Below are 18,419 nucleotides of genomic sequence, written 5' to 3'. Positions count from 1 at the left end.
ACCTGTTCATCCGCCGAGTATGTATTATTCGATCTGGGATGAGGTAGACACTCTACCTTGAGTTACGGCCAATTTGTGAGACTCTCCGATGTGTCGAGATACGCACGAATATTTTGATGGAGTGGATCCGGAATCGATTCGAATACCTGTAGATCTTCGTGTTGATCGTCAGTTCGGAGTTGACCGCTATCCACCTTGACTACGTATCCATTCGCGAGGTAATGTTTTGTGTTCACACCAGCGACATCTGATGTCTCGTAGATGTGCTCGAACGCGCCGAGCGATTCAACGATCTTCACCGATAATCCGAGCTCCTGCTTGGCGATCCGATCGACGGCTTCAGTCCGGGTTTCCCCTTTTTCCACCCGTCCTCCTGGCAAGAACCAGTAACCCTTCGCGGGCTCATTTGTCCGTTTCCCGAAGAGGAGTCCTTCGTCATATCGAACCAATAAATCCACGGAAACGATAGGAACGTTAGCGATGATCGTCTCCCAATCTTCCTCGGTAATCCAGTTCTTATCCATCCGTCTATCTATATTTTTCATACACTTAATCGATACTCTCTTAGAATAAAACTCCCGGCTATCATTTGGTTGCCTCATCACTCTCTCGTGGTTAGAATAAGTACTGTAAATATAGTTTTCTCCGTTATAAAATCTACATATTATGTGCGAATGTATGTCTTTAATGAACGAATGAAAATACATAGAATCATAGCTCGATCGGACTTGACGCCGTCCTCATGATTTATGTGTTAGACTGGATCCCATAGAGTTCTGCGTACTTTCCACCTTTTTTAACGAGTTCACCGTGCTGTCCGGTCTCTGTAACTTGACCCTCCTCAACAGTGTAGATTCGGTCCGAATTCTTTACTGTCGACAACTGATGTGCAATGGTAATGATTGCGTAATCGCGGTCCATTCTTTCGATCGCTTGTTGGACCTGTTTTTCTAGATTAGAATCAAGGTCGCTTGTCGCCTCGTCAAGGATCAACACGTCGGCATCCTCTAACAGGGCCCGCGCCAGCGCTACGCGTTGCTGCTGTCCTCCCGACAGTCGAACCCCGTCGTCGCCCAATAACGAGTCGTATCCATCCGGAAGTTCGTCGATGAACTCGTCGACCTTGGCGATCGCACACACTCGGTCGAGCTCCGTCTCCGAAACCTCTCGATTCCCGAGCGTCAGATTGTACCGGAGCGTGTCGTTGAAGATGAACGGGTCCTGTCTAACCATCGAGAGTCGGTCGCGCCATTCCACGATATCCATCTCGTCGATCGGGACCCCGTTCGCTCTGATCTCACCTTTATCGACCGGATACAGCCGGGCAAGAAGCGAGACGATCGTCGATTTGCCCGCGCCCGACTGCCCGACGAATCCGACGAATTCGCCTTTCTCGACGGTGAAGTCGATCCCGCGGAGCACCTCCTCTTCGTCATCGTACGAGAAGTGGACGTCGTCGAACTCGATCTCCCGGATCTCCTCGGGGACCTCCCGGCTCGATCCGGTCGGTTCGTTGTACGTCGCCAGTTCGTCGGTGAACTGGATGGTGCGGACGAGGTGTGGGAGATTGTTCTCAGTCCTGTAGTACAGCGTGTTGACCTGGCTCGCCCTCGGTCCGAGTCGGAACATCGCGAAGAGGAAGACGCCGAGTTCGCCGATCGAGAGGCTTGCGAACGTCAACGCGAGGTAGATGAGTACGAACACCGACACCGCGACGACGAGGTTGTAGAAGTTGTTGATCGCGGCCTCGTTGCGCCGGAGAACGATCCGCGACTCGGTGAACTGCTCTATCGCGTCTGTGAAGTCCTCGAAGAGTTCCTCGGCAAGCCCGAATATCCGCACGTCGCGGATCCCCTGTGTCCCAGCCTGTGCGGCCTCCTGTCGGAGTTCGTTCGCCTCGGCGACTTCCTCTCCAACGTCGTACCCCGAGTCGAGGACTCGTCGAAAGAAAACCGAGAAGCCACCAAGGACAACCCCCGTGATAATCGTTAGTACCGGTGCGATCACCAGTGCGACGGCGAAGTACACGCCGGCGAGAAAGAGCTGTTGAGTGAACTTGATCCCCTGATCGATCACTCGTCCCCCATAATTAGTCTGCGTAACGATCGCGTTCAAGATGTCGTCGGAGCCCTCCTTATCGAAGTACTCCACGCGCGCGTTCAGAGCGTTCTGGAACGCTCGCGTCTGGAGGTCCCGAATGTAGTAGGTCCGCAGCGCCTCCCGGAACCACGCCACCGAGAAACTTGTCGTGTACCGCGCGATCATCACGGCCGACACACCGACCACGACGTAACCCAGCGTGAAGGGAATCCCGAGCGTCTGATACACAGTCACGAACACCGCAAGCAGCCCGTCCACCTCCGCGGCGGGGTCCTGGAGCTGGACGAGTTCGACGATCGGGAGAATGAAGCTCAGCCCGACACCCTCGAGTACCGCGGCAACGACGCCGAGTACGACGACCGCCGCCGTGTACGTCGGATTGTACCGCGCGACGTCGCGGAGGGCGTCGAGTTTCTCGCGTCTGGAGACCGGTTCGGGATCTGATGATGACATAGCGGTGAGTTACACCGATTTCTATCGGCGACCCGAATAATGTCGTCGGTCTCGTTCCGTGCGCCGTGTCCGCCCCGCGTTCACGACTGCCGTTCGCCACACTCGTCCGGATCTCCTTCAGCACCTTCGCGACCACAACCTCGATGAGATGGAGCGTCCGTTTCGTGTGCGTTCCCGCTCGCGTCCCACCGAGAGTCTCTCCGAGAGACAGCGTACATTTCGTGTGCGTTCACTGCGTGTGTTCAGCGATCTCCGTCCGCGTCTCTAAGACGATTGCCGGATCGAGATCCAACTTATACTCGTCGTGCTGCCCACCGCTCAATCCCTTGTTCTGTTCGTGGCGTCGAAGGAACCCCCGCACGTGGAGGTCCGAGAGGTGGTCTTGGATGTGCTTCAGCGTCGACAGCGGGGAGGCCGCATGTGAGTCAGCGACCTGTTCGTACGTTTGTTGGATCTCCTTCGACCGCGCTGGGACCTCACCGCTGGTCTGGAGGTTTGCGATCGCTTCTAAAGTATACTGCGCGTGTTCGGTTTGGTCTCGGATCTTGTTTGTTACTCGACCGCGCTGTACTCGTTCCCGTGCAGTCTCGATGTGTGTGTCCGTCATCGGTATTTCACCGTTCTGTTCGGCTAACTCCGCGCCGACGCGGAGCAGATCGAGCGCCTGTCGAGCGTTCCCCATGTCCTGTGCGGCGAGCGCCGCTGCCTTCGCGATCACTGATGTGTCACACGCTTCGTCGACGAAGGCTTGATTCGCACGATGCTCTAAGATTGTTCGCAGTTCTGCGGCGTTGTCCGGTTGAATATTGACCGCGCCACTCTTACGTTCATTATCACCCCCACCCCACCGTGCCAAGTGTTCTTTCCAATGCAGGGTGGAACCACATCCTCCCCCACCCCACCGTGTCGAGTGTTCATCCCAAGATGGGGTGGAACCATATCCTCCGACACCCAACCGTGTCGAGTGTTCAAACAGGATGATTCGGGGCTACTCGAACAGACTTCGACCGAATCCGCCAGGTTACGTGATCTGTGTCGCCACGCTCGTTGGGAGCGCGATAGAGTCGAAATCTCGGACCACGTCACCGACGATATCCAAACCAACATCGAACTCGTACTGGTAGTAGTGCCCACCTGCCCGCCCCTCATTTTTCATCTGTCGCCCAAGGATGCCGAGCATCGCCAGGTCCGCGAGATGGTCGTGCATGCGGCGACGGACGAGCGGGTCGACATTAGAGCCCTCTGCGATACGTCGATATAGCGGATACACGTCGCGAATCCGTGCCGGGGTCTCCTGCTCGAATGCAAGCTGTAACATCGCCACGAGCGCGAGATGCCCGTGTTTCGTCAGCTCACGCATCCCGTGTTCGACTTGGCTCTGCTCGAGTTTTTCACGAGCCTGATGAACGTGGTCCTCCGTCAGTCGCTCCTCGCCGTTCGTCCGCGCAATCTCACCGGACTTATAAAGAATGTCCAATGCCTGACGGGCGCTGCCCGTGTCCTGCGCCGCGATAGCGGCGCACAACGCAATCACGGCGTCATCCACCGCGTCGTCGTACATCGCACCGGTCACTCGCTCTTCGAGTATGGCACGCAGTTCTGGAGCGTTGTACGGCGAGAAGTGAATCTCTTCCTCACAAAGGGTGTCTTTCACCTTCGGAGAGAGGTTGTCGCGAAAGCCGAAATCGTTGCTGATGCCGATCACGCCCGGTTTCGCCTCCGAGAGGTAGCCGTTCGACCGGGCTTGCGGAATCTCGTACAGGATCTCGTCGTCGCTGCCGATATGGTCGATCTCGTCAAGGACGAGGAGAATCGTCCCGCCGATCTGATCGAGTTCCTCGTACAAGATGTCGAACACGCGCTGTTGTGGATACCCGGTTGTGCTAATCCGGTCGTCTCTGGGTCGCAGTTGATTCACGAGGTTGACCGCAACTTGATAGGATGACGATAGATTCGTACAGTTGAGCCAGCACAACGAGAGGTCAACATCGTCGTACTGGTCCGTATCTCGCTGTAGTTGCTTCAACAGATAGCGGGACACCGCCGTCTTTCCGACACCCGTTTTTCCGTACAAGAAAATATTTCTAGGTTGTGCGCCGTTGACAATCGGCTGAAGCGCGGCCATGTACGTCGAAATTTCGTCTTCGCGAGCGGTAATCGAATCCGGCTGGTAATCCTCACGGAGCATGTCCTCGTTGCGGAAGATCTCCGTATCCCGTGTGAACGTAGCCATCCTCTAGTGCATTTGATTCGGCCCGCATGTATAAAACCACCGCGTCAAGTGTATTGTGTGAAAATACAGCTCGCCGACGTCTGCCGGTTAGCACTTGATGTAGTGGAGTGTCTTTTGATCACTCTTCACCGATAGCAATCAAGAGTAATATTCGGAATAGTGGGGTGGGGCATGGAGACATCCAGCTACCCACGTCGAACACTTGACACGGTGGGGTGTGTTGTGCGACCTATCTTGGATTCTCTCGAAGAACACTCGACACGGTGGGGTGGGGCATGGAGACATCCAGCTACCCACGCCGAACACTTGACAGAGTGGGGTGTGTTACGAGGCCTATCCTCGACTCTCTCGAAGAACACTCGACACAGTGGGGTGTTGAGCACTCACCTCGGTTTGCTCCACCGACCCGCTGGCTCATCGGTTATATCCTCGTCTCTCTCCAAGGAAGAGGGGGAAAGCACACGAAACGTACTCTCTCACTCTGGACTGATTGCCCCATCACCACCGGGTAGAAAGCACACGAAATCCACTCTCGATGTATTCCGACTCCCTCACCGGTCGAAAGCATACGAAACGTACTCTCACTGCATTATCTCGGCCTCCGTGCCTGCCTCCGAGCCGACCAGAATGACACCCGAAACTTGATTCGCCTGAGACCACTCGATGGACTCTCCAACGCCCGTGGACCATAGTAGCGGCGTGACTGAAGTGTGTCCGGAACGAGTTGGGAGACGATACCGTCGAAATCGTCGTCGAAACTCAAGCCGCTTTCTTCGTCTATTACAAGCCGCCCACATCAGTGGACGCGCCAAAGCACTTGTATACGTTGCAAACAATGTAAACAGTATGGGAACAATCTCTGCACGAGTACCCGACGAGTTAGAAGCCGAACTCGACGCGTATCTCGATGAGGAGAACCTCGACCGGAGTACAGCCGTTCGAAAACTCCTCTCGGAGGGACTCGACGAGTGGCGTCGCGAACAGGCCCTCGACCAGCTTGCAGCCGGGTCCATCACGTTCAGCAGGGCGGCTGAAATGGCAGGACTGTCCGTCTGGGACTTTGCTCAACTCGCCAAGGAGCGTGATATCACCTGGGTCGCAGACGATCATCTCGACGCCGATCTCGAGGCACTGTGAATGTGGGTCTTCGACGCGACACCGCTTATTTACCTCGGGAAGGTTAGCCAGCTCTCACTCGTCGAGCAGGTTGCGGAACCATGTGTCCTCCCCGAACGCGTCTATGAAGAAGTCGTTACCACCGGCCTCGAAGCGGGTTATATGCTGAACAGGCGCAATACCACGTCGTTCACGGCGTGGATACGCGCCGTCACCTGCTAATACAATAACCGACGTTCGGCATTGCTGGATATTCAACGCTGACGGAAATCAACACTATTACATAATCTAACTATCATAGGTTATGTATGGCGAAACAGGTCGTCAAACGCACTATAATTGGTTCAATCACGAACCACCAGCAAGTGCAAGACGACCTTGATTCGCTTGGATTCGCCGCCAGTAAACTCTGGAACGTCGCCCGCTGGACAACCGGTCGTATCTGGAACGAAACTGGCCACATCCCCGAGGATGGCGAACTCAAATCGTACCTCAAATCTCACGAACGCTATAGTGACCTGCATTCACAGTCAAGTCAGCGAGTTCTCGAAGAACTCTCTGAAGCGTTCACTGGTTGGTACGGGAAACGCCGGAACGGAGACTCGAAAGCGAATCCACCAGCATATCGCAAACACAACGACGAGCATCCACGCTCAACGCTCACGTTCAAAGGCGCTGGTTTCAAGCTCGATACTACCAACGGTCGACTCAGACTCTCAAAAGGTGAAAACCTGAAAGAGTACTGGTCGGACTTCGTTCTCTGTGACATCCAAATACGACCTGACGTTGACCTCTCTGCGATTGAGAGCGTCCAGCAGGTTCGTGCTGTCTGGAATAAGCAACGAAACGAATGGGAACTCCACGTCGTCTGCAATGTCACAGTTGATATTCCAGAGAACAGCGCGGAGAAAACCGTCGGTATCGACCTTGGAATCTGTAACTTTGCCGCCCTTGCCTTTGAGAATCAGGAGTCTGAGCTATACCCGTTGAACTGCCTCAAACAGGATGATTACTACTACAGCAAGCATATTGCTCGCTGTGATGATTCATCTTCTGAGGAGGCAACACGGTTGCACGCCAAGAAATCCAATCGTCGCACTCACTACTTCCACACGCTCTCAAAGCACATCGTGGAAAGATGTGTTGACGAGAACGTTGGTGTGATTGCAATCGGTGACCTCAGTGGCATCCGCGAGGACGAAGACGGTGAAATGAAGGATTGGGGCAAGCACGGGAACTTGGACTTGCACTCGTGGGCATTCGACCGATTCACAGACATGCTTGAATACAAGGCTGAAGAAGTTGGTATCTCTGTCAAGCGTGTGTCCGAAGAGAACACCTCAAAGTCGTGTTCCTCGTGTGGTTGTGAGCGTGACACGAATCGCGTTGAGCGTGGGTTGTACGTGTGCAATGAGTGTGAACTGGTTGCGAATGCTGACGTGAATGGTGCTGAAAACATTCGACAACAAGTATCTCCGAATCCTCGTAGCGAGGATAGGAGTAACGGCTGGTTGGCACAGCCATCAACGCTCCTGTTTGACAAGGAAACTGGTGTATTTGCACCTCAAGAACAGGTAGTGTCGTAAACCCTAATATCCCAAATCAGCGGTAGCGGTACCGTGGGATTCCCGCGCCTTCAGGCGCTGGAGGATGTCAACTCGGTTGGGGCAACCCCACTCTACTCGCGGCTCCACGGAAATAGCAATCTAAGTGACGCTGACGCCGCTGTTCTCGCCTGCGCTGACGACCACAATGGTGTTGCCGTAATAGATGAGACGTACGGGCGAGACGTTGCGGCCGCCGAGGGGATCACCACACGGGGCACAGCATTTCTCGTCCTGAAATGCACGAAACAGGGCACGATTAGCAGCGACGATGCACGCACCATCATCGATGCGATGGTCGACGAGGGGTGGTACTGTGCGCCTGCTGTCTACACAAAGATTCTACAGAAGCTTGAGACACTCTCCGACTGACGTCGTGGAGGGCACAGGAGTACTCCTTATCGGCTCTGCGCTACGTCGCCTCCTGAGACAAGGGCCGTCTTAATCACAATGGTGACGATAGCACGATCAGTGACAAACAGGTGAATCGAGACGCGTTCCGATTCCACCGAAACAGGGGCGTCCAGACAAGCACTTCGGTGCGAACGACGATAAAAAGTGGCGGAGTCATTTTCGACCCGCTAATAAGTCAAGAACAGACGAAAGGGGAACTCTCATTCCCCCGCAACACCAGAGATCGATTCAGTAGGTCGTGATATCGACGTCGGTGACGGGCGCTCGCCCGACCGGCCGCCAGCGATGGCCGGTCCACTCTTCCTCAAGCTTCCACCAGCCGTGGCCGTCATCGCGGTCGACGAACCGAATCCGCCGGCGGGCGGCGTTGCCCGGGGCATATTCGATGCTCACTGTTTCCGGATCGAGATCCGGGTCAACACCGCGGCGTGCTGTCGTCGTGTCTGTGTCCTTACCGCTCTCGTTTGACACACCGTCCGACTCGTCGCCGGCAGCGTCCCCAGAGTCCGCCGCTGTCGACACGTCCTCGGAACTGCGTGACTCGTCGCCAGCATCCGTCGGTTCGGGTTCGTGGCGACGGTACTTCACGCTCTTTGGCGTGCCCTTCCCGTCACCGAAGAAGTACTCGGCTTGGGCGCTGGTCAGCCGTGGACCCTCGTAGTACTCCTTGTAGTGGGCGTTCCAGGCGTTGCGGTGTTCGATCAGGAGTTGGCGGTGCCACTGCCGATAGGGCGGTTCATCGACCTTGTGGACATGGACATGACAGCTTTGACACAGCGGGATCACGTTCGCGACGCAATCGTCGGTGTCGTCGCCGTTGATGTGGTGCAAGGAGGACTTGTTCTGGCGTCGTTCGCCCTTGGTGGTGTTGCGCCACTCTTCAGGCGAGCGCCCGCACACGAGGCACTCACCGCCCCATGCATCGCGGACTGCCTACCGGAAGTCATCATCGCTCATTGGGACTGCCCCTCTTGATTGGCCCAGCGTCCAGCACTGTAGCGGTGCATCAGCTTCACTGGCTGGCCGTCCAGTTGTAGACGTTGGTTGTATCGAGTCAATACGACTGTCCGTATCCCACCTGTGACTGCCCGCCACAACGACCGTGAGACGGTCGAATCGGCGGCAGCCACGGGTGTCGTGTTGGTTGTTGTCGTCGCCATAGTTCCGAGAGGGGTCGGTGCGGGTGACCCCCTTCACCGAGTCCCTCTCACCCACATTGAGGGGTACAAACAGATCCGGTGGCAAACCACACAGCAGGCGATATATAAGAATACCAATAAAAGATATCCCCATCTCGAGTTAGCTCCTATATAGGCAGGCTGTGGGGACCTGCTATTCTGAGTTCGACTGGCTCACGTGCTATGGATTTCGATGTGCAGCCACATCGTGAATAATAATATCTCGGCTGCCGGCGGGATTCCCATATTTTCGGGACAGGAAGACTCAAGAGCTCGGTACTGAGTCAGGAAGTTGCTGTCGGCTCAACTGGATCAGTAAGATCAACACACAGAACGGCTGCATCCGGCCACCATTCGGCAACGTACCGCGTCGTGGTCGTGTGATGATACTTGTGTTGCTGGAGGAACCGTCGACAACTCACTTCACCGGTATACACTGTGTCATCGATCTTGTAGGCGCGGTCTGTAATCTCACCAGATAAGTTCTCAGCAGGAGTGTCGATCGGTCGTACAAAAATGAGATCCAAATCGCGATGTGTCCCGAGGCGGACGTAGTCAACTGTACTAAAAATGTGGCTGATAAACACCTGAATTCAACCGTAGCTCGTCGTCCTGAGAGATGGTAACCGTTTCAGCGGTCGGTGCTCCGGAGGGGCTTTGCTCGATCATTGGGTTGTGGTCGGTCCCAAATATTCGCTTGAACGTCGTTGCTACGCGTCATTCTCTGGTTTGGCTCCCGTTTTGGCTCCCGATTCAATCTCACTCCGATCGTCAAGCCCGTGAATTAGCGGCTCCCGGAGGACATCTTCAGCAGCAATGTTCCACCCCTCAGGAAACACCGGCTTGGTGTCGAGTCCGGGCAGGTCCGGGGAGACGAGCCCGCGTGGATAGCGGAATGAAACACCGGGATAGCTATACTCCATTCCTAACTCCGTTGAAATTCGCTTCCGTGCGTAGTAATCCTTTCTGTACTCCCCGAAGATGTGGTTTCCAGGGTGATCGTGCGTGCTGAGTTGCTCGATCCAGTCTTTGATAAACGGCCGGCACTCGCGTTCGAGTATCGGATCGTCGTTCTCGTGTTCAACGAGGAACGTTTCGAAGGCCTGCTGATGGCTCTGTTCGTTCCGTGTGGACGCTTGTTCGACATCCCAGTGGGCGGTCATGTCCTGTTGAACGAGTTCTTGTGCCTCTGGATCATAGCAGTAAAGCGCCTCAACGAACTGAATATAGCTCAGATCAACGGGCCGATTACACGGGCGTAGTTTCGTGTTCTCGATGTCCGATTCCTCACTGCAAGTCTGTACCGGCTTCCCGTACTTGTTCTCGACAACGTAGTGGTCGCCATCCTCGTAATATCGTGGGACATTGAACTCGAACGCCTCAAAGGGCTCCGTAGCGTCTCCCCGTGCAAGGATTTCGCCGTCATGGATGAGGAGATACTCGCTGTCACAGGTGAGCCACCATTTGGCTTCAGCGACCCCGTCGGGCAACAGCATTGTCTTCCCGTTGACGACGATTTCCCCTGAGCAGTTATGTACTCGTGTTTTGATGGGGTCTCGCTTCTTCATCGGGACAGCCAGACTGTTGAGTGCCCAGTTTCCAAGAGTATCGAGTGATTCGGTACGCCCGTTTTCATCCGTTTGGGGTACCATCACAGTAATCGTTTTGTAGCCCCAGACCGCCTGGCGGATGAGATTCGTGTAGAAACTCCCGGCCTTAGATCGCGTTCGATACTCAACTTCGACAGCGAAGATTTCGCCGTCGTCACGACGTACCCAGAGGTCCGGACGCGATCCGGTGTCTTGCGTGACGATAACCACATCGTACCCCTCGGTTTCGAAGGCGACAGCGACGTTCTTGATCGCTGTCCAGTGGTCTTCTGTACCGTCATTGGCGGTTGTTGGCTCCTGATCGAACGCTGTGTCTTCGACCGGTGCATCAACGCTGATCGTCACTTCATCTGGGAGAACCTCGTCGGGGTCGATCCCGACTTCGTCGATGTCAGGGCCAGTCAATTGTGGGGCCTTTTGCCATGGGTCAACGCCCGGATCCACGGTGCCAAGTCCGACGTAGTGTTCGAGATCAATCTCACGAGCGAGAAGACTCGTGTACGCACAGCGATTTTCAAGCACATCTGAGGCCCCATACTGTCCCCGCCGCATCTGCTCGAATTCTGCTTTGCCAGTAATAAGCGATTGGCCCGTACTGAAATGGGGTAGTTCGCTGTCACGGGCGGGCATTACTACCTCCTGATCAAGCCACGAGACGTTATACCCGTCATCGATAACGGCGAGACTCGATGAGACTCCGAGGTTTGCAAACGAGTTGGCGGGGTCACACTTTCGGCCGAATCGAAGACAGTCGGCGTACTCACTCTCGGTGCTTATCTTGTATTCTGGATTAAATAGGAAGATCCGAACGGTGACTTGGTACTCGTTACTCTCCGGGAGCTGGCTTGACCGGCGATACAGCGCGTGATAGAGGAACGGTTCACCGGCGAGAGACTCAAAAAGGGCGTTTGCGTCCGCATCGGCGACTTTTTCACGACCTGCTGGCTTCTGATTCTGATTTTCCATCACGAGCCGTGTTCCGAGTGCCGGTGACGAGCCGAAGGATCCCATCGGCAATACACCAGTACGGATCTCAAGTGACTCCGGGAGTTCGGCCTTCAGTTTCTGATATGTTGTGTGTAGCGGTTCTGGGAGTGAGTCGATGTCGCTCGAGAAATCTGTGGTTTTGCGCTGAACCGACGATTGTCGGGACGGTGTATACGCTCTGAAAGCGAACATCATCCCATCAGCGACTGGCCACCCAAACTCCTCGACTTCGTCAAAGGTGAGTTCGGCGTCATCAAAGAGATCAGGAAGCACCGTCGAACCGCACTCTGGACCGGAATTGAATGTCTCACTCATTGATGCGGGTACTTTGACGAACACGACTTCTGTGCGGTCGTACTCGGGCGCTTCATGCTTTGATGGTTGGATGCTAATACTGTGACGATAGGAGGGTGATTGGCCCTCCGAGTCGGACTCTGTCTCCGATTGTGAGTCTGTTTGGGTCGTTGCCATTGTGGTGGGTTCAGTGATTCGAGGCTGGTTGGTCGTTGGCTGGCGTTTCAGCGAGCGGCACCGAACTTTGTGACGGGGCGTGATCAGCCAGTGCCAGCCGCTGGTCTTGCTGAGTCTCAGGTGGTATTATCGAGTGGCTACTTGGGCAGCGTTAGTCGCCCGGCGGCGACGGTGGGACGGCCCAAGCACGGCCACGGAGCTCTCGCTGGCCGTCGACGGCTGTGCGCTGGATCGTGACGCTGTCTTCAGCAGTCAGTGCCTTGTTTAGCGCCGTTTTGTAGGGCTTGAACCCGCTCTCAGCTTGGAGTTGGTGAGTACACACCGCTGTGAACTCGTCGTAGCCAATCGTTGCTGTCGGGGACTCGACTGTCCGCTGGGCCAGCATTCGGCTGACGGTCGCAGTGACCTGCTGGAATCTAGCTCGGTCGTCGCGGGCGTCTTCTTGCGACAGTTCCTTCACCGGCGTTACTCCATCGCCGGACACGTCCGGGAGCGCGTACACAGTACTCTGTGTGAGTGGCGCTGTCGACGGGACGGTGAGGGGGAGTCCGACTGGATGCCAGGTGGTCGGCCGCGGGGTCGTCTGGTGGTCTTTGAGCGGTGTAATGGCTGGATATGCCTGCTCCCCGGCCTGGCGCTGGATGTGGGTCCAGACGCCGTCTTCGAGTGTAACGGTGTCTTCTTCGAGGTCGTAGGTGGCCAGGATGCGATCTTCGTGTCGTAACTCGCAGACGCGAGCACGATCTGTGTCAGCGCCAGTGCCACGGACCCACCAGGCCGGCGCGGTGGTGTCGGCTGCGGTGACGACTACCGCGCCGTCGTGTTTGAGGACCTGCGTCCGGTTATAGAACCGGATGCCGTCGCCAGTCCACTTCATAACGGGAGCTTGCAGCCACTGGTAGATGCAGGTCCCGGTCACTTCGTCAGGGGTGACGATTATGTGGGCCCTGTCGCGTCGTGTGGCGTTATACGCCGCCTGTATCGCCGGCTCAGGTTTGTTCCCCGCGTTGATGACAGTCACATCTGCCGGCTCATCATCAAGATAACAGTGAAACTGGACGGCTGAGTGGCTGTCCGTACGCACATCCCGTACGTGAGTAATGCGTGGTGTTGCCGCTAAGGCGTCGGCCACGTCGGTCGATATCGCCGAATGTGTATTGTGCTTGCTCATTGTTTCGTGGGGTCGACCCCCTACGAACACCATCGATAGGAGATGTAAAAATCGCTGTTAGAGTCAGTGGTCTGTCGAACAATGATAAAAATACATTTGCTATCATTTGTAATAAAACTCAATGCTTGCGGTATTTTCATTCTGCGGTGGGTTCTTGTACTGTTTTTGTACTGTTTTTGTACTGTTTTTGTACTGTTCTTGTACTGTTCTTGGACCAGATCTTCGAGTATTCTTCAGTGGGAAAGGAGGGATTCAGCAGCTAGTCTTTCCCATGGGTTGTGGGTTCAGCGGCCGGTTTCGGTTGTGAAGCTGTGGGTTTCTCGTCGAGTTTTGTCTGTGCTCAAGCGTGTACTGTCCTCAGGATGAACGTCGGTAGATTTTGCGATAGACTCCTCTTCGTGTTCGCCAAGCAATCCACTGCGAGTTATCTGTGGGTGTCTCGACGCGGCTCTGCAGTGTCGCTGCTTTCATCGCGGCGCCCCTGGAGAGTACAGAATGTTTGTAGCAGCGTTTGTAGTGAGTGCTTGAGTGTGTTTAGGTCGTGCCTCGCTCCTTGCTGGCTAACTGGTGACGTTTGGGTGCTTTACCCCAGTTCAATCCCTGAGGTGCCTCAAGACGTGTAGTCGCAACCACTACGCATGATCGTGATCGCGGTGTGTGTCCGACGACCTTGCGATAGTCTTCGCACAGTCTCAGCCGATCGTTAGCTGGGCTCGCAACTGACTGGTGTCTTAGCGCTGTCCGTTTCTGTCCTTGATTGTGGATGGTCTCGCGCTGGCTGTTGTCTGCTGGGACTGAACGTGTCGCATAGACGTATCATGGCGTCGGGACACGGACACGTCGCTTTGGGCTTGGCTCTGTCATGGTTGAGTCCGTCCTCGATACTGCTAGCACGAGTATCTGTGCTGAACTACCTTTGCGAAGCGACGGAGTACGTGAGCTCTGCTGTGTTGTTACTGGTGTGTAGGGAATGCTGGATTGTTGGAGAGCGTGTGATCGTGGCTTGCGAGAGTCATGCTGATTGTGCGTTGAGTTTTCACTGTTTGTGTAGTCAGTCTTCGTTGAGTTTTCGCTGTTTCTGTAGTCAGTCCTTGCTGAGTCTTCGCTGTTTCTGTAGTCAGTCCTTGCTGAGTCTTCGCTGTGTGTGTGGCTGTCCTTTGTGGAGTAGCGTTGGCCGTTCGATGAAACTGTGACCAGGCCCCAATAGAGTAACAAAGCCATCTCGAGAGTGTGCTTGAACAGTGCTGAAAGTACACCGCGTGGTTGGTGACACGACGATGGGTTTGCTGGTGGCTTCGTGAGACACTCATCTGGCGGTGTGGCGTGTAACCGCCGCTTACCGCGGGCGGGAAGACATGAACCGACCGCTGGCTCGAGCCGGATCGTCAAACCAGACCATATTTTGACCGGTACTGGACGGCTCTCTGGCGACTGAAAGCCAGCTGTGTGGCATGGTGGAAGGCACCGACAGAGCTGTGAGGGACCGACCGGCACAATCGCAAGACGGCAGCGACTGCAAGGCATCCACCACCGACTGATATAATACTAATATGCATGTCTCGTTGGTAGGTACACAGGTGACTAGCACAAACACCTCAGGGGGGGACCCGAGAGCAAGGACAACCGGGCCGATCTCAGCGCCAGCCAGGAGGCCCCGACACGGATACATTCCCCCAATTTCAAAACAGCATTCCGCTATAGAGACGGTCCCAGCAGACACCCCAGCGATGACATCAGTATCAACGGTCGCAGACACCAGCCGATATCAGCCCCTAACTAGCCGATCGCAATCAAGCGCCAGTCGACCGACGGTCCACACAGCAGTGCAGGTCTGTCCCGCCAGAGACAGCGCAGTTGCGACGGCGGCAAGCGAACGCAGCCATTCGCACCCGACGACACCCGGGCCGTTCTCAGAGAAGTTGTCACACCACTCAAATGGGGCCACCCACATCCGACCTACCACTCCACTTGACACTACTCTCACTCCCCCTGTGTGAGTCCGCACTCCGCTGCCGCCCGGAATCCAAAACTGCTGTCGACCTCTCTTAGATAGACACGGTTCAGTTTAGCCAGTATCTTCGGCGCAAGTTCATCGCCGCTGTAGTTACCGTGTGAGACATTCACAAAAAGATCCCATCCGACAGCGTCGATGTAGTCGCCAGTCCCAAGGCGAGTGAGCGATGGACTTGACACAGGTGCACGCAATTCCAAACCCATCGTGACATCCGGAGACGAACGAAGCGTACCCTGTGTCCCACTGGGTCGCGGTGGAAACAGATGTTTCGCGACCAGTCCTGTTCTCGCGGTCGGGGTGGCTCAACCGACCCCGAGCGCGAAGGATGGGGGCGGGGCAACTGTCACCGCTTGCGTCTCCAACTCGGATCGAAGGACTGGCAACGCCGATCGAACTTCGGTCGTGAGCAATCTACCATGTGACTCGCGGTCATCTCCTGCGACCATCAGATACACTGCTGTTTGCATCCGGTTCCGTTACTCGTGTTGAGTCAGCTATGCCAATGGCCAAACCCCCGTGACCGAATCGTTGCCTCTCCAAGACACCGGTAGAAACATATTTGTTATTTCACCTTTCAATCGAGAATACTGTTATCAAGAGAAAACTGTTGGGAATTTTTCCCGTGTCGGTTTTTGATGGCTTGGCTCGACCGAGCCGTACCGAGGCCAGGTCTAAGTTAACAACGCTTCAGTGTGGTGGCTACTCAGCTATGACCCAGCCCGCTTTGTGCCGACTCGACTGCCCGTCGTAGGGGTGTCGCCGTGTGCTGTCTACTGGGGTTTTTTCATCCCATTCAATTCCTTCGAGGACTTCCTGTTGGTCTACGCTTTCGCGGGCTGGCGGCCGATACGTGAGTCCCATTTCTTCGAGTTTCCGGGGCAAATATGTAGTCGCGTACTCGACGTCAAACTCGGTTTGCAGGATCGACTTGACTGTCTCTGTCGAGACCGGCTGTTGGCTGGCAATCCGCTTGAGGAACACTTCCTGCTCTGACTCTGAGAGTTTTGGTGGCCGCCCACCCCCGTAATCGGGGAGCAAGGCGTCGAGACCGCCATCGTTCCACCGGTGTAGCCATCGATACCCGGTTGATTCCGAGCGGCCCTCCCGAACAATCGCTTCTGTAACCGAATCCCCCCGATACAGATTCTTGATAAATCCCAGTCGCCGGGCGCGTTTACCGCTATCGGCCGCTTTCAGTTGGTGGTCTAACTCCGCTTCGGAGAGCCAGCGTTTTACCGATACTGCATCGCCCATTGGCATGATACTATTCTCAACCCTTTTCTAAAATCTGTTGTCTCGGGACGGGGTATTATTTGACGGCCGTAGTGAATCGCCAGACGTAGCTTTATTTCACGGTTTCAGAGACTGCTTGATGTTGTGAACCGTACACATCAGGACGAGTTCACGAAATTCACCGTACCAAGTTCGCGCACGCACGGCGTCGCCGAGCGTGCGCTTGATCGTCGAGAAAACGGTCTCACACATTGCTCGCTGACGGTATCGAGGCCCATCGATCCGCGCGTTATGCGCGTGATCGATGGGCCGGAACTCACGATGTTTAATTAGTGGTCTCACGCCTTCTTCTCGGAGTTTCTCGCGTAAATCCATCCAATCGTAGCCTTTGTCGGCAGCGAGGCTGGCGAGGTCGCCCGCGTTGCGGCGGGCGACCTGCCAGCCGAGCTGTGTGTCGTGGCGTTTCTCAGTCGTACAGTGAACATCCAGAATAGCCCGGCTTTCTGTGTCGACGAGAGCAGTTGCTTTGAGCGTTTGAACACGGTAATTCGTCCGGCGACAGTAGTGCTTGCTAGCGTTTTCTCGGTCGAAAAACGTCGCGTCGATAGCGGCATGGCCGCTTGGGCCGTGCAGCTGCGCCGAGAGGCGCAGCAGCACTCGCCAGAGTGCTGTCTTGATTCTGTCAAACCACTTGACCAGTGTCGAGTGGTCGGGGAGATCGGCCTTGACGCGGCCGATCTCCCCGAGTATTTGTGGCATCTCGTTCAGCAAATCAAGTGCTTCTCGGTAAGATTTTTTCAGGTAAACCCGTAGACAGTGTAGCGACACCACCGCATACTCGGCGAAGCCGCCACCCCCTTCGGGGGCGGCGACTTCGCCTCGCTCACCAACAGCATTTTTAGCTAACTGAACGACTTTGCTTGTGAAGCGGGAAATTTTCGACATTGACATCGACGGTTTCCCGCTTCATCTTCCTAGTTCTGACGGTCGAAACCGACGCTGTCCCGCGATTCACCAGAGCCTATTTGACTGTTTTACCCGCCGTTGAGTCGTTTTGTTATCCGCCGTCGAGACGGTTTGGTCCCTTGCAACCGTCTTCGAATCTGGGTTCGCCGGCGGCCGCTATGTTCTGGGTTCCCCTAGGTGAGTGGAGATTTCCGACCGACTCCTGGGTCCCTCCTGCATCAGTATTCACATGCCATCGGCAGAGTAGTACAGTGGGAGTATTAGTATTATATCAGTCGGTGGTGGGTGCCTTGCAGCCGCCGCCGTCTCGCGGTTTCTGGCAGTGTTGCTTCACAGTTATTTGGATGCCACACACCGTGGCTCACAGCTGCCCGACATAGGAACTGGATTGTGGGAGTGTCTGTGAGTTTCCGCTGGAGATCTCTCGTGAGTTCGCGCATACTCGGCTTATCGAATATGAACAGCGATCGGTCGTCAATGGGTATGTGTCTTATAATTCAGACGACGCATTGATCGGCAGATTATCTGATTAGTAGTGTCCTAACTGGCAGAGAGTACACTATTCAACCTATTGAGGATAAACAAAAAGAGCGGGTAACCATCCCGTCTACTCGCAACACTCGATTGTCTACTTCCTGTTTTCGTCCACACAGTCGATGGACCCGATTTGTGACTCCCAATCTTCCGTTGCGTAGCAATCGTCGGGTGCGGTGTCGAATAGTTGGGTCACCGCGTCCAGTGACTTCAACCGTCGGGCAAGTGTTTCGGCAGCGTCCCCGTAAATCGCCTCGGGGTCAAGTGGTTCGAGACGCCGGGCGTCTCGTCATCACGAGAGAGCGCAGCTCTCTCGAACGACCCCGAGGCTTTCG

The 18,419-nt window shown here is 55.4% G+C and carries 11 protein-coding genes and 2 pseudogenes; 4 read left to right on the top strand and 9 right to left on the bottom strand.

All coding sequences use genetic code 11. The features are described from left to right. Positions 1-62 precede the first annotated feature (62 nt). The 4 genes and pseudogenes from RR_RS11000 to RR_RS10985 form a co-directional block, all read right to left on the bottom strand. Positions 63-545 (bottom strand): GDP-mannose mannosyl hydrolase, encoded by a 483-nt coding sequence (locus RR_RS11000; RefSeq protein ID WP_232508570.1) that lies wholly within the window; start codon positions 543-545, stop codon positions 63-65. Positions 546-747: 202 nt separating this feature from the next. Continuing rightward, positions 748-2,553: an ABC transporter ATP-binding protein gene (locus RR_RS10995; RefSeq protein ID WP_011223717.1), complete on the bottom strand. Its 1,806-nt coding sequence runs from the start codon at positions 2,551-2,553 to the stop codon at positions 748-750. Positions 2,554-2,782: 229 nt separating this feature from the next. Then, a pseudogene (locus tag RR_RS10990) lies at positions 2,783-3,352 on the bottom strand (cell division control protein Cdc6); the annotation flags it as partial. A gap of 222 nt (positions 3,353-3,574) precedes the next feature. Next, positions 3,575-4,786: an orc1/cdc6 family replication initiation protein gene (locus RR_RS10985; protein ID WP_011223715.1), complete on the bottom strand. Its 1,212-nt coding sequence runs from the start codon at positions 4,784-4,786 to the stop codon at positions 3,575-3,577. An 846-nt stretch (positions 4,787-5,632) separates the two neighbouring features. Between RR_RS10985 and RR_RS10980 the strand changes: the two genes are divergently transcribed. From RR_RS10980 to RR_RS10965, 4 genes and pseudogenes are all read left to right on the top strand, one after another. Then, positions 5,633-5,923 carry a UPF0175 family protein gene (locus RR_RS10980; protein ID WP_049938892.1) on the top strand — a complete coding sequence of 97 codons (291 nt, stop codon included), beginning with the start codon at positions 5,633-5,635 and terminating at the stop codon, positions 5,921-5,923. Then, positions 5,924-6,079, top strand: a pseudogene (locus tag RR_RS10975) (DUF3368 domain-containing protein); the annotation flags it as partial. Positions 6,080-6,210: 131 nt separating this feature from the next. After that, positions 6,211-7,488 carry an RNA-guided endonuclease InsQ/TnpB family protein gene (locus RR_RS10970; RefSeq protein ID WP_011223712.1) on the top strand — a complete coding sequence of 426 codons (1,278 nt, stop codon included), beginning with the start codon at positions 6,211-6,213 and terminating at the stop codon, positions 7,486-7,488. 33 nt (positions 7,489-7,521) lie between these two features. Further along, complete coding sequence (locus tag RR_RS10965; protein ID WP_232508568.1) at positions 7,522-7,878, top strand: DUF3368 domain-containing protein; 357 nt, start codon at positions 7,522-7,524, stop codon at positions 7,876-7,878. A gap of 270 nt (positions 7,879-8,148) precedes the next feature. Here the strand turns inward: RR_RS10965 and RR_RS10960 are convergent, their stop codons facing one another. The 5 genes from RR_RS10960 to RR_RS10940 all read right to left on the bottom strand — a co-directional run bounded on the left by RR_RS10960 (position 8,149) and on the right by RR_RS10940 (position 17,529). Further along, positions 8,149-8,820, bottom strand: a complete 672-nt coding sequence (locus RR_RS10960) for an HNH endonuclease (protein WP_117614924.1) — start codon at positions 8,818-8,820, stop codon at positions 8,149-8,151. 988 nt (positions 8,821-9,808) lie between these two features. After that, on the bottom strand, positions 9,809-12,010 hold the full coding sequence (locus RR_RS10955) for a hypothetical protein (protein WP_232508567.1): 2,202 nt from the start codon (positions 12,008-12,010) through the stop codon (positions 9,809-9,811). A gap of 307 nt (positions 12,011-12,317) precedes the next feature. Next, positions 12,318-13,337, bottom strand: a complete 1,020-nt coding sequence (locus RR_RS10950; protein ID WP_137440606.1) for a hypothetical protein — start codon at positions 13,335-13,337, stop codon at positions 12,318-12,320. A gap of 2,713 nt (positions 13,338-16,050) precedes the next feature. Further along, on the bottom strand, positions 16,051-16,611 hold the full coding sequence (locus RR_RS10945; protein WP_011223708.1) for a helix-turn-helix domain-containing protein: 561 nt from the start codon (positions 16,609-16,611) through the stop codon (positions 16,051-16,053). A gap of 90 nt (positions 16,612-16,701) precedes the next feature. Continuing rightward, positions 16,702-17,529, bottom strand: coding sequence for an IS5-like element ISHma8 family transposase (locus RR_RS10940; protein ID WP_049938889.1), 828 nt, complete (start codon positions 17,527-17,529; stop codon positions 16,702-16,704). Positions 17,530-18,419 lie beyond the last annotated feature (890 nt).

Origin of the sequence: Haloarcula marismortui ATCC 43049, from assembly GCF_000011085.1 — an archaeon.
Taxonomy (GTDB): domain Archaea; phylum Halobacteriota; class Halobacteria; order Halobacteriales; family Haloarculaceae; genus Haloarcula; species Haloarcula marismortui.
This window is presented reverse-complemented; position numbering and strand designations above follow the sequence as displayed.

Excerpts from the sequence above, each read along its gene's own strand:
- RR_RS10955 (WP_232508567.1), bottom strand. The coding sequence starts at position 12,010 with ATGAGTGAGACATTCAATTCCGGTCCAGAGTGCGGTTCGACGGTGCTT.
- RR_RS10980 (WP_049938892.1), top strand. The coding sequence starts at position 5,633 with ATGGGAACAATCTCTGCACGAGTACCCGACGAGTTAGAAGCCGAACTC.
- RR_RS10985 (WP_011223715.1), bottom strand. The coding sequence starts at position 4,786 with ATGGCTACGTTCACACGGGATACGGAGATCTTCCGCAACGAGGACATG.
- RR_RS10940 (WP_049938889.1), bottom strand. The coding sequence starts at position 17,529 with ATGTCGAAAATTTCCCGCTTCACAAGCAAAGTCGTTCAGTTAGCTAAA.
- RR_RS10995 (WP_011223717.1), bottom strand. The coding sequence starts at position 2,553 with ATGTCATCATCAGATCCCGAACCGGTCTCCAGACGCGAGAAACTCGAC.
- RR_RS11000 (WP_232508570.1), bottom strand. The coding sequence starts at position 545 with ATGAAAAATATAGATAGACGGATGGATAAGAACTGGATTACCGAGGAA.
- RR_RS10945 (WP_011223708.1), bottom strand. The coding sequence starts at position 16,611 with ATGCCAATGGGCGATGCAGTATCGGTAAAACGCTGGCTCTCCGAAGCG.
- RR_RS10950 (WP_137440606.1), bottom strand. The coding sequence starts at position 13,337 with ATGAGCAAGCACAATACACATTCGGCGATATCGACCGACGTGGCCGAC.
- RR_RS10970 (WP_011223712.1), top strand. The coding sequence starts at position 6,211 with ATGGCGAAACAGGTCGTCAAACGCACTATAATTGGTTCAATCACGAAC.